Source organism: Winogradskyella pelagia (assembly GCF_017581965.1).
In the GTDB taxonomy this organism is placed as follows: domain Bacteria; phylum Bacteroidota; class Bacteroidia; order Flavobacteriales; family Flavobacteriaceae; genus Winogradskyella; species Winogradskyella pelagia.
Genome location: NZ_JAGEVF010000009.1, coordinates 135,739 through 150,621, shown reverse-complemented (window position 1 = coordinate 150,621; position 14,883 = coordinate 135,739). Strand labels below are relative to the sequence as shown.

Here is a 14,883-nt window from a genome sequence, read left to right as displayed (position 1 = left end):
TTATTTATAAATCTTTAAAATAAACAAATTGAAATATACAACGAGCAAACTAAACTTAAATGTTTATTTTAGCCATTAACATAACGCATTAACATGAAAGGAATAATTAAATATTTACTATTAGCAGTATTAACCACATCACTCTTTAATTGCGGTGGCATAAAAGTTGTGGATGCTTGGAAGTCTCCTGAAGTCTCTGTAATTAAAGATAAAAAAGTGCTGGTAGTTGCCAGAACATCGAATGAAAGCGCCAGACTAGCCTTTGAAAGGGACATAACAGACAAATTAATCGCTAAAGGTATAAAGGCCACACCGAGCTTTAGTAAATTTCCTCCCCTTGCTGCCGCGAAGGATCTTGATGAAGAACGTATGAAAATGATTCGTGAGATATTAAACTATGAAGGTTTTGATGCTGTTGTTATTACTAGTGTCAAGGATATAAGAGAACGCACAGTTACAAGTGGCAATAATTACTATTTTTCTGACCCTTGGAACTCCTTTTATCCAAGTTATTATGGAAATTTTTATGGCTATTATTATCAGCCCTATGTTTACAGCGTATATGTTGGTGATACAACACCAACAACCTACACTACAAAAACATATTATTTAGAAACTGTAGCTTACAATCTAAAAGCAGATAAAAACGATCAGCTTTTAGCCGTTGTTACGACTACTATTGAAGATCCAAAGAACGCATTTAAGACATCGAGTAAATACACTGAAGAAATCTTTAAGGCTTTAGAAAAAAATTAAACCAAACAACTTAAATATCACCTCGGTTATTCGCCTTATTCTACTGTTAGGCTTAATTGCCTGGACTTTCTTCATCCTAAAGCCTTTTATTTTAATTTTTATTTGGGCTATCATTTTAGCTGTTGCTCTTTTTCCAATTTTTGAATCTTGGTCCAGTCGGTTTCGTAATAAAAAATTAGGGGTAATCTTATTCACTTCACTAATTGCATTAATCCTATTCACACCTGCATACATTCTAATTAAAGAGATTTCTGTTAGTGGCAAATCAATAGTAAAACAGATTAAGAGTGACGAGCACCTTATACCAAACCCATCGGAAGATGTCAAGTCATGGCCCTTAATAGGTGATAAAATGTACAATGAGTGGTCCGCTTTATCTTCCAACGCCAAAGCATATGCCCTTGAACATAAAGACATTTTCATAGATAAAGGTACTGGCTTGTTATCTCGCTTAACAGGATTTTTTGGTACTTTATTTGTTTTTGTAGCCTCTTTTCTCATATCGGTTGTATTAATGTACAAAGCTGAATTTGGTTATAAAACTGGTCAATTGTTATTCGGGAAACTATTTGGTTTACAATCTGATGAAATCATCCACATGTGCAGGGATACTATTAGAAGTGTTGTAAAGGGAATTTTGCTTGTGGCAGTTATTCAGACTGTTTTGGCATTAATAGGTTTTAAACTCATAGGCCTGCCTGCAGCAGGATTCTTTGCTTTTCTAATTCTAGTTGCGGCCATTATGCAGATTCCAGCATTATTAGTTATGATTCCAGCAATTCTGTTGGCTTTCTCTACTTCAGACACGACTCCGGCAATAATATTTACAGTCTATGCGATTGCAGTTGCGCTCTCAGATAATTTTCTAAAACCCATCTTATTGGGTAAGGGACTTCAAACTCCGATGATTATAATTTTAGTTGGCACTTTGGGCGGTATGCTTTTACATGGAATAATTGGACTTTTTGTCGGTGCTGTAGTATTATCAGTTGCCCACAGGCTCTATATGTTCTGGGTTAATAGTGACGGCTCAACTCTGAAAAAATAAACTATAGATTTTTTGAGATTTTATAAATACATTCTTATTGGGCTTATTCTAATTAAAACAACGTTTTGCTTCACTCAAGATGTTGAGCCAAGACGATGGTCTATTCTACCGGTAAATTCACAAATTATTGGTGCAGGCTATGCCAATTCATTTGGGGAGGTACTTTTCGACCCACTCTTAGAAGCTGAAGATGTCTCTGTAAATGTAAGTACAATAGTAACATCCTATATTAGGTCCTTTCGCCTTGGTAACAAATTGGCTAGAATTGATGTAACAGTTCCTTATAATTTTATTCGATTTGAAGGTACCTTAAGTGGGAACCCTGCTAGTTTATATCGTAACGGCTTTGGCGATTCTAGGATACGCTTTTCCGTGAATCTAAATGGCCCGCCACCGGGTACGATTAAAGATATTCAAAAGTTTAATGCAGAGCATCCTGTTAATACAATATTTGGAGCTTCGTTGGCAGTTAATTTGCCTACAGGTCAATATTTCGATGAAAAACTGATTAATATTGGCCAAAATCAAATTGTCATTAGACCTCAATTTGGAATGGTACATACATGGCAATCTTGGTCTTATGAGTTAACAGGGTCAATATTCATTTTTACAAATAATAATAATTTTTTTGGTGGCAAAACAAAAAAACAAGACCCTATATTGGCTTTACAATCCCATCTCATTAAAAGATTTAGTTCAAAATTGTGGGCTTCGATTAGTGCAAGCTATGGTATTGGTGGAGAATCTGTGGTTAATAATGTTTCCAATGCCGACCTTAGAACCAATTTATTATCGGCACTTTCTACGGGTCTAAAAATCTCAAAACGTCAAAATCTTAAATTTGTATTTTTAAACTCTACAACTTTAAAAGATTTAGGTTCTAATACCAACAGCATTATTGTTGGCTGGTCGCATATATTTTTCTAATTTCACAAAAAAAATAACAAAATGAAAAATCAAATTACACTTCTGCTATTATGCTTAACAATTAGTTTAACCTCAACAGCACAAGTAATCGAAATCACACCATCGTATGGGTATCAGTTTGGAACACGTTTAAATTACGGTCTAGGCTATGTTAAGGCAGAATCAAGTGGGCAATGGGGAATTGCCGCAGGCGTTGAACTACGTCCTGGGTTAATAGGTAAAATTTCCTATACAAGTATGGGCACAGAGCTTAGAGTACGCGATATAGATATTGAAAACAATAGAGAAGTGAGACTGTCAGATCTACAAAATGACTGGTTCTTGCTAGGAATTCAAAAGTATTTAAATACTGGGAAAGTTAGGCCTTTTGTTGGAAGTGGTCTCGGTCTTGTTATTGTGTCCCCAAAAAACGAAAATACTCTTAATTGTACAGGATGCCTACCCCAAACAGAAATAACGCCAAGCTTAGGCAGTAATACCTACTTTGCCTTTAATTTTGAAGCTGGGGCAAATATTATGTTTACAGACAACATTGGATTTAACATACAAGGTAATTTATTCTTTCCAGTTAACTATGGCGGTTTTTATGTTGGAACAGGAGGAGCGGGATTCAGTACAGGGTCAACACAAATCATTGGAGGCTTTAGCGGTGGCCTAGTCTTTAGAATTGACGCAGATTAATTTAAAGTGTCCCAAATTTGACGATTGTTAAAGTCTAACATATATTAAAAAAATATAATATCTTACAAACTATTAACTAAAGCGAATACTTTATCCTTTTTTTTTACATTACTAATCAATAACTATTACACATGAAAAAAATGCTATTACTGCTTCTATGCTTAAGCATGGCAAGCACGAGCTTTGCTCAAAAAAAACCGAACATCCTCGTTATTTGGGGAGATGATATCGGTTGGTCTAATGTGAGCGCATACAACCACGGAATGATGGGGTATAAAACTCCAAATATCGATAGGTTGGCTAAAGAAGGTGCCATGTTTACAGATTGGTATGCACAACAATCCTGTACTGCAGGAAGAGCAGCTTTTATTTTAGGTCAACATCCATTCAGAACAGGTTTATTGACAATTGGTATGCCTGGAGCCAAGCAAGGAATACAAGATAGTCAACCAACAATTGCAGAATTACTTAAGCCGCATGGTTATGTGTCCGGGCAATTTGGTAAGAATCACCTTGGAGACAGAGACGAACATTTACCAACTAATCATGGATTTGATGAGTTTTTTGGCAACTTGTACCACTTAAATGCTGAGGAGGAACCAGAGACGTATTATTATCCAAAAGATCCAGAATTTAGAGAAAAATTTGGGCCAAGAGGAGTATTACGTTCTTACGCAGATGGAAAAATTGAGGATACAGGTCCATTAACCAAAAAGAGAATGGAAACAGCAGATGATGAATTCACTGATGCTGCTATAGCATTTATAAAGAATGTACATGCCCAAGGGAAGCCGTTTTTTGTTTGGTTGAGTGCAACAAGAATGCACGTTTGGACGCATTTGAAAGAAGAAAGTGTTGGTGTGACGGGTATAGGATTATATCCTGACGGCATGGTCGAGCATGACAAAAACATAGGGAAGGTCTTAAAAGTATTGGAGGATTTAAAAATCATTGACAATACAATTATCATGTACTCAACAGATAACGGTGCTGAAAAATTTACATGGCCTGATGGAGGTACAACACCATTTGCCGGAGAAAAAGGGACCACTTGGGAAGGGGGTTTTAGAGTACCTTCTGTTATTCGTTGGCCAGGTGTCATTAAACCAGGAACAGTTTATAATGATATTTTTTCTCACGAAGATATGATGCCAACACTTCTAGCAGCTGCAGGAGAGCCTGACATTGTAGAAAAAGTTAAGAAAGGGTATACGGCGAATGGAAAAACATTTAAACAACATTTAGACGGGTATAATTTAATGCCATATTTTAAAGGTGAGGTAGATGAAGCACCACGTAAGGAGATTTTTTATTTTGATGCTGGAGGGAACCTCAACGCCTTAAGGTACAAAAATTGGAAATTACACTTCACCATTATGGAAGGTTCAATTAATGAAGCCTACCGTAAAACACCATCATGGCCATTAGCCATAAATTTAAGGGCAGATCCTTACGAAGTTTCCTGGGAATCTGCATTATATACAAAATGGTATGGCGATAACATGTGGTTGTTTGTTCCTGCCCAAAATTATATTGGTGAGTTTTTAGCAACGTTTAAAGACTTTCCACCAGTTGAGGGCGGGTCTTTAGGAATAGATGCTGTAGTAGACAAATTGAAACAACCAAGAAGAAATTAAACAAGAAATTAATATGAAAAAAATTAGTTTGTTATTACTTATGCTAAGCATGACACTGGGTTATGCTCAAAAAGATAAAAAACCTAACATCCTCGTTATTTGGGGAGATGATATTGGACAATCCAATATTAGCGCTTACACTAAGGGCATGATGGGCTACCAAACCCCAAATATTGACCGCATTGCCAATGAAGGATTAATTTTTACAGATTATTATGGAGAACAATCCTGTACCGCAGGTCGTTCCTCGTATATAATGGGACAAAGTGTTTTTAGAACCGGATTATCCAAAGTAGGTCTTCCTGGTGCCGAAGAAGGTATGAAAGTCGAAGACATTACTATTGCCACTGTTTTAAAAGATCAGGGTTATGCAACAGGACAATTTGGTAAAAACCACCTGGGCGACCGCGATGAAATGTTGCCAACTAATCATGGTTTTGATGTATTTTTTGGAAATCTTTACCACTTAAATGCTGAAGAAGAGCCGGAGAATGAAGATTACCCTGGTGACATGGTCATGCCAAACGGTAAGACCTTTAGAGAAAACTATGGTCCTAGAGGTGTTCTAAAGTCTAGCGCTGATGGCAGTATTCAAGATACAGGTCCACTGACTAAAAAACGTATGGAAACAGTTGATGATGAAACGACTGCTGCTGCTATTGCATATATAAAAGAACAAACAGCAGCCGGCAAACCTTGGTTTGTTTGGTGGTCAGGGACTCGTATGCATTTCAGAACGCATGTAAAAGAGTCCAATAGAGGAATTTCTGGTCAGGATGAGTATGGCGACGGTATGGTGGAGCACGATATGCATATTGGTCAATTTCTTGACGTTCTCGATGAATTAGGAATTGCAGACAATACAATTGTACATTACTCTACAGATAATGGCCCTCATATGAATTCATGGCCTGATGCAGCTATGACACCCTTTAGAGGTGAGAAAAACACCAACTGGGAAGGTGGCTGGAGAGTACCTTCTATGGTTCGTTGGCCAGGTGTTATCAAACCAGGCTCAGTGAGTAACGGTGTGGTACACCACATGGATTGGCTGCCAACTTATGCTGCCGCAGCGGGAAAAACTGATATTAAAGAAGATTTATTAGACGGTTATACATCAAACGCTTTAGGGAGATCCTATAAATTACATCTTGATGGATACAATATATTAGAACACCTAAAAAATCCCCAAGAAGTTGAATCTCCGAGGAAAGAGATTTTCTACTTTACAGATGATGGGGACTTAAGTGCTTTGCGCTATGGAGACTGGAAACTAGTCTTTATGGAGCAACGTGCTACAGGCACCTTAAAATTATGGGCGAACCCGTTCACACCTTTAAGGATTCCTTTAATTTTTAATTTGCGACGAGACCCATACGAGCGTGCTCAGTTAACCTCTAACACCTATTACGATTGGATGTTAGATAGAGCCTATTTATTAGTGCCGGCTCAGCAATATGTTGGGCAGTTTTTAGCGACCTTTAAAGACTACCCACCGCGTCAGGAAGCGGCAAGTTTTTCTTTAGATAAGGTTATGGCCCAATTAAAAGAAGGCGGTAAATCAGACTAAAATATTTTGAACTTATTAAAAGGGACCTACATATGTTGTTGCGTCCCTTTTTTTTTATCTTGTATGTCGAAATTTTTCAAAGTATTATATGAATAAACACCTTAAAACAATTCGCGACCTTGAATCACAAATCAATCTTTCCATACTAGGACAGGGACATGTTGTAGAACGCCTTTTAATGGTATTATTGGCTGATGGCAATTTACTTTTAGAAGGTTTGCCTGGTTTAGCAAAAACGAGAGCCATTAATAGTCTCGCTAAAAATTTGGACGCAGGTCTCAGCCGTATTCAATTTACACCAGACTTATTGCCTTCAGACATTACTGGTACAGAGGTCTACCAACCAGAATCTGAAGAGACCTTTATTTTTCAACAAGGTCCCATTTTTAATAACCTCATTCTGGCGGATGAAATCAATCGAGCGCCTGCTAAAGTGCAGTCTGCTCTTTTGGAAGCTATGCAAGAACGTCAGGTTACGGTGGCTGGTACCACACATAAATTAGACCCCTTATTTATGGTCATGGCAACACAAAACCCTATAGAGCAAGAAGGTACATACCCTTTACCAGAGGCCCAAATGGACCGTTTTCTTATGCATGTTATTGTAGATTATCCTGATGCAGCTTCGGAAATGAAAGTCCTAGACTTGGTAAGAGGTGAAGAAGATGCAGCACCTAAACCAAAGTCAAAAAAAGAAACGATTTCCCAAAATGTGATATTCGAGGCCAGAAAAGAAATTAATGGTGTACATGTATCGGACAGTATCAAAAAATACATTGTAGACTTAGTCAATGCCACCCGTTTTCCCGAAAAATACACTGAAGAATTAGAGCTTTGGATTGATTATGGTGCTAGCCCAAGAGCCTCTATTGCTTTGGACAAATGTAGCCGCGTAAACGCATGGTTAAATGAAAGAGATTTTGTCAATCCAGACGATGTAAGAGCTGTTGTACACGATATATTTCGTCACCGTATTTCACAAAGTTATGAGGCCAATGCCGATGGTATTACAAAAGACAAAATAATAGATGAGCTGCTAAAACAAGTCGCCGTCGCCTAAACATTAAAATTTAAACAAAACAATAATGAAACACATTAAAATTTATGCAATAATATTTGCCTTTGTTGCATTTAGTTGCAATGATAAGGCTACAAATTCCGCTGAAGATAACAAAAGCCAGAATACCGAAATGGCAGACCCACTGCCCTCTTGGAATGATGGCGCTACCAAAACGGCTATTGTAGATTTCGTTACAAAAGTAACCACTGAAGGTCCAGACTATATTCCCGTTGAAGACCGTATCGCCACCTTTGACAATGATGGGAATTTATGGGCCGAACAGCCAGCCTATTTTCAATTATTCTTTGCCATGGACCGCATTAAAGAATTGGTATCAGAGCATCCGGAGTGGAAAACCACACAGCCTTATCAATCTGTAATAGAAAATGATATGAAAACACTCATGTCATACGGAGAGCATGGTCTTATAAAAATAGTTATGGCAACACATGCCGGAAATACGGTTGGAGAATTTGAGCAAATCGTAAAAGATTGGTTAGCGACTGCAAAGCATCCGCGATTTGATAGACCTTATACGGATTTGGTGTATAAACCTATGTTAGAATTGATTAACTATATGAAGTCTAATGATTTTAAAACGTTTATAGTTTCTGGTGGCGGTATTGAGTTTATGCGCCCTTGGGTTGAGGGTGTTTATGGCATACCAAAAGACCAGGTTATTGGAAGTAGTATCAAGACAAAATATGATTATAATGACGGAAACCCTGTAATAAGACGTTTGCCAGAATTAAATTTTATCGATGATAAGGAAGGTAAACCAGAAGGTATCAATCAATATATTGGTAAAAAGCCCGTTTTTGCTTCAGGTAATTCTGATGGTGATTTGCAAATGATGCGCTGGGCAGATTCTAATTCCTATCCTAGTTTTCAATTGTATCTGCACCATACAGATGCAGAACGTGAATGGGCCTATGACAGAGATTCATCCATCGGAAGATTAGATAAAGGACTTGATGAGGCTGTTGAAAAAGGCTGGACCGTTATTGATATGAAAAATGACTGGAAAACTGTGTTTCCATTTCAAATGAATGACTAATACATGCCAAAAGAACGCATAACATCGGATAAAAGTAAAGACCGAAAAGGTCCTAAGGAAGTCTATGTTACCCTTCAGGACCTTATTAAGTTGCAATTTGAAGCCAGAGGCTTTAGCTTTTTACCGAAATATGCTGTTCAAAGTATCTTGTCTGGTCGACACCGTTCTAAATTAAGAGGACGTGGCTTAGATTTCGATGAAGTCCGCAAATACATTCCTGGAGACGATATTAGAAATATCGACTGGAAGGTAACGGCACGAGTTGGGGTTACCCATACCAAAGAATTCACCGAAGAAAAAGAACGCCCCGTGCTATTTGTGGTAGACCAAGGTACTCATATGTTCTTTGGAAGTAAATTGTATTTCAAATCTGTTATCGCTGCCCACCTGGCAGCCTTGGGCGCCTGGAGAACGCTAGAGGTTGGTGACCGGGTTGGAGGTTTGGTTTTTAATGGTACCAAAGATTATTTTGTAATGCCAAAACGAAACAGGCAGGCCGTACAACGTTTTTTAAGTCGCATATCAGAATTCAATCAAGTCTTATCAACAGATAAGGTGACTTTAAAGTTTGATAATCCATTATTAGAAGCCTTAAAGAAAACCAATGAAGTCGTAACGCACGACTACTTGGTTGTGGTTCTTTCTGATTTAAATTATGCTAATGACCAAGTTATCAAGCAACTGATACGATTAAAGAAAAACAATGATGTTATTTTTGGACATGTTTGGGATCCACTAGAAAAAGAAATTCTAGCAAAAAAAATCACCCTTTCAGATGGAGAATATCAGATACTTATTGCAAAGGATAAAACTTTGAAAAACAATTATAAAAAAGCGCAAGCAGCCCTTCTTCAGAAAACGCAAGAAGATTTTAAAAAGTATGGCATTCCTTTTTTATCATTTTCAACTTTAGAGAGTCCCGCGCATCAGTTAAGAGCATTAATAAGTTCAAACAAAAGGAAGCGGTAGTATGCTCAACGAAATCCAAGAACTTCTAGACTCCGGTAATTTTGAAATTGCCCATACATGGGTACTTTGGCTTGCCTTGCTACCTGTTTTGGTTATACTCCTTCCTCCTATTCGTCATAAAACAGAGGCTTTATTTACACCAGGTTTTAAAACGGTTCTAGACTTAAAAGGAGAACAACCAGCTCATGGTGTTCAAATTTCTAAACGAAATATATTATCCATGTTATTTTTATGGCTCATATGGTTGTGTTTAGTTGTTGCAGCCAGTTCTCCACAGATTGTTGGCGAACCACAAAAACAAATTAAAACAGCTCGAAATTTTTTACTCAATATCGATCTCTCCTTAAGCATGGAAACTCGAGATTGGGTGAATAGCGATGGACAACTTGTGTCGCGATGGGAAGCCGTCAAGGAGGTTATGGATGAATTTATAACCCGTCGCCAGGGAGACCGTATGGGCCTTATTTTATTTGGTTCTCAAGCATACCTACAGACACCTTTTACAGATGACCTTGACGTCGTAAGGACTTTATTAAATGAATCTGAAGTGGGTATGGCTGGTGCCAAAACAGCCATAGGAAACTCAATTGGTAAATCTGTTGAATTATTTGAACGCGATAGCATACAGAAAAAAGTCATGGTCTTAGTGACTGATGGCGCCGATAGTGGTAGCGAGTTAAAACCAATTCAAGCTGCGCGTCTTGCTGCAACCGACAGTATTACCATATATACAATAGGTATTGGTACCAAAGGTCAACAGACCTATGAACTTGATGATTATACGCTCACAGAGATAGCCAGAGCGACCAATGGACAATATTTTGAAGCTGCCGACCGTGAGCGCTTAGAGGATGTCTATGCCACCTTAGACGCCTTAGAGCCCATTGAATATGAAAACAACAATTTCATTCCCAAACGTCTTTTGTTCTATTACCCGCTAATGCTAGCTTTGATATTAGCTTTATTCTACCATGGTATTCTAGCCTTAATCGCCTTGGTGAAAATCATAAATCTTAAATTTACTCAAGATGGATGATTTAAGCACTTCAGAATATATGAGCTACGCATGGGATAATCTTTGGTTTATGAGACCAGATTGGTTATACGCCTTCATTCCTATTGGGATATTGATAGTGTTATTTCTTTTAACCTTTAATACGAGAGCATCCTGGAAAAAAAACTTTTCTGCGGACTTGCTGCCATTTCTAATTATAAAAGGGACCAAACGTCAATTTATTATCCCTAAGATTATTCTTATTTTGTTTCTAAGCCTAATAACTATAGCAGCTTCAGGGCCCACATGGGAACAAATAGAAAATCCTGGGCAAAAAACTGAGGCTGTACTGTTGGTGTTATTAGACCTGTCGCGTTCCATGCTGGCAGAAGATATTCAGCCCAACCGAATTGAACGCGCCAAACTAAAACTTGAAGATTTTTTTAAAGCCAAGCCAAAAGCTAAAGTGGGTTTAGTCGCTTATGCAGGATCTGTGCATAGTGTGGTGCCATTCAGTAAGGATTATAAGACTATAAACCGGCAAATGGAAGCCCTAAGACCAGATATTATGCCTATTCAAGGGAGTAATTTGTCTGAGGCCTTAGACTTGGCCGATTCGCTATTGGCTAAAATCATTGCGCCTAGCACCATCATTATTGTTACCGACAACGTTGAAGAAATGGATATTCCGCGCTTGGCACAAACTGCCGTACAATCGCATATTGAAGTTATGGCTATCAGCACACCCGGCGGTGCTACTATCCCTGTTGGTAAAAGAGACCTTAAGGACAAAGCCGGTAATACGGTGATTTCAAGTTTAAATACAATTACCCTTAACCAAATTGAAGCTATTGAAAATGCCAATGTTATTACAGTGACGCTAGACGATAGTGATGTAAAAATTTTAGCAGCAAGAGTGCGTCAAAACCTAGAGTTTGAGATTGACTTGGAGAATGCCGAAGAAGAATGGAAGGATTTTGGCTATTGGCTATGTTTCCCACTACTTTTACTCACATTATTTTCCTTTAGACGCGGCTGGAAAGTGCACTGGGTGTGGCTATTACTATTAGCCTATAACTGTAATGAGGAGCAAAACTTAAACATAGATGAATTGTTTTTCACCAAAGACCAACAAGGACAACGATTCCTCAAAAAGGGAGATACCTTAAGGGCCTTAGAAACGTTTAAGTCTGGCAATATTAAGGGGTATACGTATTATAATATGGGAAATTTTGAAAAAGCCGCAGAAGCCTACAGTGAAGATGTTAGTGATAATGGCTTTTACAATTTGGGCGTAGTATTATACAAAATAGGAGATTATGAAGGCGCACAACAAGCCTTTAACTCTGCCCTTGAAATCAATCCGCAATTAAGTCCTGCAAAGCTCAATCTGGAAAAAGTTGTTCGCGTTATAGATTCTATACAAAAGGAAAATGGATTGATTCTAGAAAACGCTACTGAGTCTCCCTATGACCCAGATAAATTTCAGGAGTATACCGAAAGTCCTGACGAAAAGGACACTGCTCAAAAAAGTGATAAAAAATACGACGGTAAAGGAGATATACAGGAAATGGTAACTAAAGAAGTCGATGAAAACACCATAGATGTGTTTGAATTTGATGAAAATGCGGTGATTGACAAAGACGCTGCCAAACAAACCTTGTTGAGGCAGGTTAAAGAAGATCCGGCTATATTTCTCAGACGAAAATTTGCCTATCAGATAAAAAATCGAAAAATCAAACCCAAAAAACAAGATAAAGACTGGTAGTGAAGACCTTTGTTAAACATATTACCCTTTTGACGCTTCTATTGGGCTACACTGTTATATTTAGCCAAACAAAGCCTGCGAAAATATGGGCTACGGCCTCCTTTAATAAATCAAACGTAATGTTAGGCGAGCCTCTGGTGGTCACAGTAACCGTCTATACGAGTACCTGGTTTACGGAACCACCGGTTTTTGAAGAAATACAAGTCAAAGGGGCTTTAATGGTAAAACTAGAGTCTAGAAATTCTGCGACTTCAGTCACTATTGGTCGCAAACAATACCCAGCCATTCGCCAAAAATTTGTGGTCTATCCAAATGTTCTGGGACAAAATACATTACCATCCTTTACAGTAACCACCACATGTCCTCCCGAGGGCGATTATAAGGGCAGAGAGCGCAAGGTGTCAACCAAAGAACGTAGGTTTAAGGTTTTGCCACCACCGGATGGGGTCGATACCGCAAACTGGTTAGCGGCTTATAATGTTACCGTTAGGGATTCATGGAACAGACCCCTAACCAATTTAAAAGCTGGAGATGTTTTAGAACGCAGAATCACCATTAATGCCTCTGGTACCTTATCTGCCACCATACCACCATTACAACTAGACAGTATTGATTTTGGAAGTATCTATGTAAAAACACCAATCCTTTCTAATAGGCAAAATAGGTCTAGTTTTAGTGGGACACGAGTTGAAATTATTAATTATCTTTTAGAAAAGGATGGTGATTTTGTAATTCCAGAACTAAAAGTGAAATGGTTTAAATTAAGCTCCAAGACTTCTGAATTGGCTGTCATAAAAGAACAGCCTCTTACTGTAGCTCCAAATCCAGATTTAGAATTTATTTTAACGCGTCAAAAAGAGCTACAGGCAGAATTAACTGCTACGGACGATACAACAGAATCTGAAACACAAACACCGTTTAGCCTTTTTGGTCTTAATTGGTGGCAGTTGGTATTGGTAATGGCCAGTATAATATTGTTGATGAAGCTCTTAATCAATTTGATTTCAAAACTGAAATTTAATTTGGCTAAAAAGAAAAAGCGCGCCTTAGAATCTGAAGCTCACTTTTTTAAAAAACTTATAGATTCAATTGAAAACGGGACCACCAAAGAGATGATTACTGCGCTGTTTCATTGGTATGATAGATTCCGTGGTAGCAGGTTCAATCCGTATCTGTCGGATATATTAAAAAAATCTAATGCTACTGAGTTGACCAATAGACTAAAAGAATTATCTGAAGCTTATTATAAAAATGAAGACTTGACTGCTGTACCCCAAGATTCTAAAAAATTTCAAGAAAGTATTAAACACTTAAGACAAAAAATAAAGAATTTAAAAGATATTGAATCTAAGCAAGAATGGATGCAAATTAATCCCTCTTAACTCGTGGCTCAAAACACACCAAACATACAAGAGATTATTCCTCCTGAAGACGTGCAATTCTGGCCGCCACAGCCAGGTTGGTATGCCCTAGGTGGTGTCATCCTTATTATTATAGGTATTGCAATACTTCGATTTCGTAAACATAAACACCGTAATGCCTACAGAAAGGAAGCCTTAAGGAAACTGGACACTATTTCAAATCTAAAAGCAACTGACAAACAATTACAAGAAATTAACCAACTCCTTAAGGCCTGTGCTTTAAAAACCTATCCTAGAGCACAAGTAGCAGGACTTGCGGGAAAAGATTGGATTGATTTTTTAAACAGAACGTCAGAATCAGCTATTTTTAGTGAGGTCCGAGCTGAGTTGTTATCAAGCAACCCCTATCAAAATACAATTGATTTAAAATATAAAAAAGAAGACTATTCAGATTTAATAGAACAATGTCAACACTGGATTAAAACGCATAAATTATACAAACACTAAAACTTATGATAAAAAATATCGTGATACTAGGAATATTTTTGTTGTGCTGCGCTATGTATAGCCAAGAAGAAAATACCATATCACATTTAAACGAACGCCATGGTTTGTCTTTCTTGATAAGCCATAGTTACATCAGTCAAGGAAAAATAGATGGCACTAGGGAATGGCTAGCCGCTCCTTCATTTGGTATTAATTATAATTTTAAACTCAATGAGAAATGGTCCATTGGTCTTCATAATGACATCATTATAGAATCTTTTGTTGTTGAAGATACCAGTAAGGATGAGGACTTATTAGAAAGAGAATATCCAATATCAAATTTAATAGTTGGCACCTATAAAATAACTGAGTCTTGGGGTATAGCTGTTGGAGGAGGTATTGAATGGGAAAGAAATGAAAATTTTGGAGTAATCCGTATTGGAACTGACTATGGATTAGAACTTAATGAAAAAGGATTGGAAGTTGTTTTCGCAATTAACTACGACGCCCTCATTGATGCATATGACAGTATTAATTTTGGCTTAGGAATCAATAAAATTTTTAAGTAA

At 37.7% G+C, this 14,883-nt stretch carries 14 protein-coding genes; all 14 read left to right on the top strand.

Going from position 1 to position 14,883, the window contains the following annotated elements; genetic code table 11:
* The first annotated feature begins 93 nt into the window (after nt 1–93).
* The 14 genes from J4050_RS11920 to J4050_RS11855 all read left to right on the top strand — a co-directional run bounded on the left by J4050_RS11920 (nt 94) and on the right by J4050_RS11855 (nt 14,883).
* Complete coding sequence (locus J4050_RS11920) at nt 94–756, top strand: hypothetical protein (RefSeq protein WP_208154811.1); 663 nt, start codon at nt 94–96, stop codon at nt 754–756.
* The gene (locus J4050_RS11915) at nt 752–1,804 is read left to right on the top strand and encodes an AI-2E family transporter (protein ID WP_208154842.1); all 1,053 of its coding nucleotides are present in this window, start codon (nt 752–754) and stop codon (nt 1,802–1,804) included. The genes J4050_RS11920 and J4050_RS11915 overlap by 5 nt, the downstream gene beginning before the upstream one ends.
* A gap of 12 nt (nt 1,805–1,816) precedes the next feature.
* Nucleotides 1,817–2,731, top strand: a complete 915-nt coding sequence (locus J4050_RS11910; protein WP_208154810.1) for a transporter — start codon at nt 1,817–1,819, stop codon at nt 2,729–2,731.
* A 21-nt stretch (nt 2,732–2,752) separates the two neighbouring features.
* On the top strand, nt 2,753–3,412 hold the full coding sequence (locus J4050_RS11905) for a hypothetical protein (protein ID WP_208154809.1): 660 nt from the start codon (nt 2,753–2,755) through the stop codon (nt 3,410–3,412).
* A 131-nt stretch (nt 3,413–3,543) separates the two neighbouring features.
* A complete protein-coding gene (locus J4050_RS11900; protein ID WP_208154808.1) occupies nt 3,544–5,049 on the top strand; it encodes an arylsulfatase in 1,506 nt (501 codons plus the stop codon).
* A gap of 13 nt (nt 5,050–5,062) precedes the next feature.
* Nucleotides 5,063–6,619, top strand: coding sequence for an arylsulfatase (locus J4050_RS11895; protein ID WP_208154807.1), 1,557 nt, complete (start codon nt 5,063–5,065; stop codon nt 6,617–6,619).
* An 88-nt stretch (nt 6,620–6,707) separates the two neighbouring features.
* Nucleotides 6,708–7,679 (top strand): AAA family ATPase, encoded by a 972-nt coding sequence (locus J4050_RS11890; RefSeq protein WP_208154806.1) that lies wholly within the window; start codon nt 6,708–6,710, stop codon nt 7,677–7,679.
* Between the two features lie 25 nt (nt 7,680–7,704).
* The gene (locus tag J4050_RS11885; RefSeq protein ID WP_208154805.1) at nt 7,705–8,736 is read left to right on the top strand and encodes an HAD family hydrolase; all 1,032 of its coding nucleotides are present in this window, start codon (nt 7,705–7,707) and stop codon (nt 8,734–8,736) included.
* A gap of 3 nt (nt 8,737–8,739) precedes the next feature.
* The gene (locus J4050_RS11880) at nt 8,740–9,705 is read left to right on the top strand and encodes a DUF58 domain-containing protein (protein ID WP_208154804.1); all 966 of its coding nucleotides are present in this window, start codon (nt 8,740–8,742) and stop codon (nt 9,703–9,705) included.
* A 1-nt stretch (nt 9,706) separates the two neighbouring features.
* Complete coding sequence (locus J4050_RS11875) at nt 9,707–10,741, top strand: VWA domain-containing protein (RefSeq protein WP_208154803.1); 1,035 nt, start codon at nt 9,707–9,709, stop codon at nt 10,739–10,741.
* Nucleotides 10,734–12,467, top strand: coding sequence for a vWA domain-containing protein (locus tag J4050_RS11870; RefSeq protein ID WP_208154802.1), 1,734 nt, complete (start codon nt 10,734–10,736; stop codon nt 12,465–12,467). Before J4050_RS11875 ends, J4050_RS11870 begins: the two co-directional genes overlap by 8 nt.
* Nucleotides 12,468–12,586: 119 nt before the next feature.
* Nucleotides 12,587–13,849: a hypothetical protein gene (locus J4050_RS11865; RefSeq protein WP_243878627.1), complete on the top strand. Its 1,263-nt coding sequence runs from the start codon at nt 12,587–12,589 to the stop codon at nt 13,847–13,849.
* Nucleotides 13,850–13,852: 3 nt separating this feature from the next.
* A complete protein-coding gene (locus J4050_RS11860; protein ID WP_208154800.1) occupies nt 13,853–14,335 on the top strand; it encodes a DUF4381 family protein in 483 nt (160 codons plus the stop codon).
* 5 nt (nt 14,336–14,340) lie between these two features.
* Nucleotides 14,341–14,883 (top strand): hypothetical protein, encoded by a 543-nt coding sequence (locus J4050_RS11855; RefSeq protein ID WP_208154799.1) that lies wholly within the window; start codon nt 14,341–14,343, stop codon nt 14,881–14,883.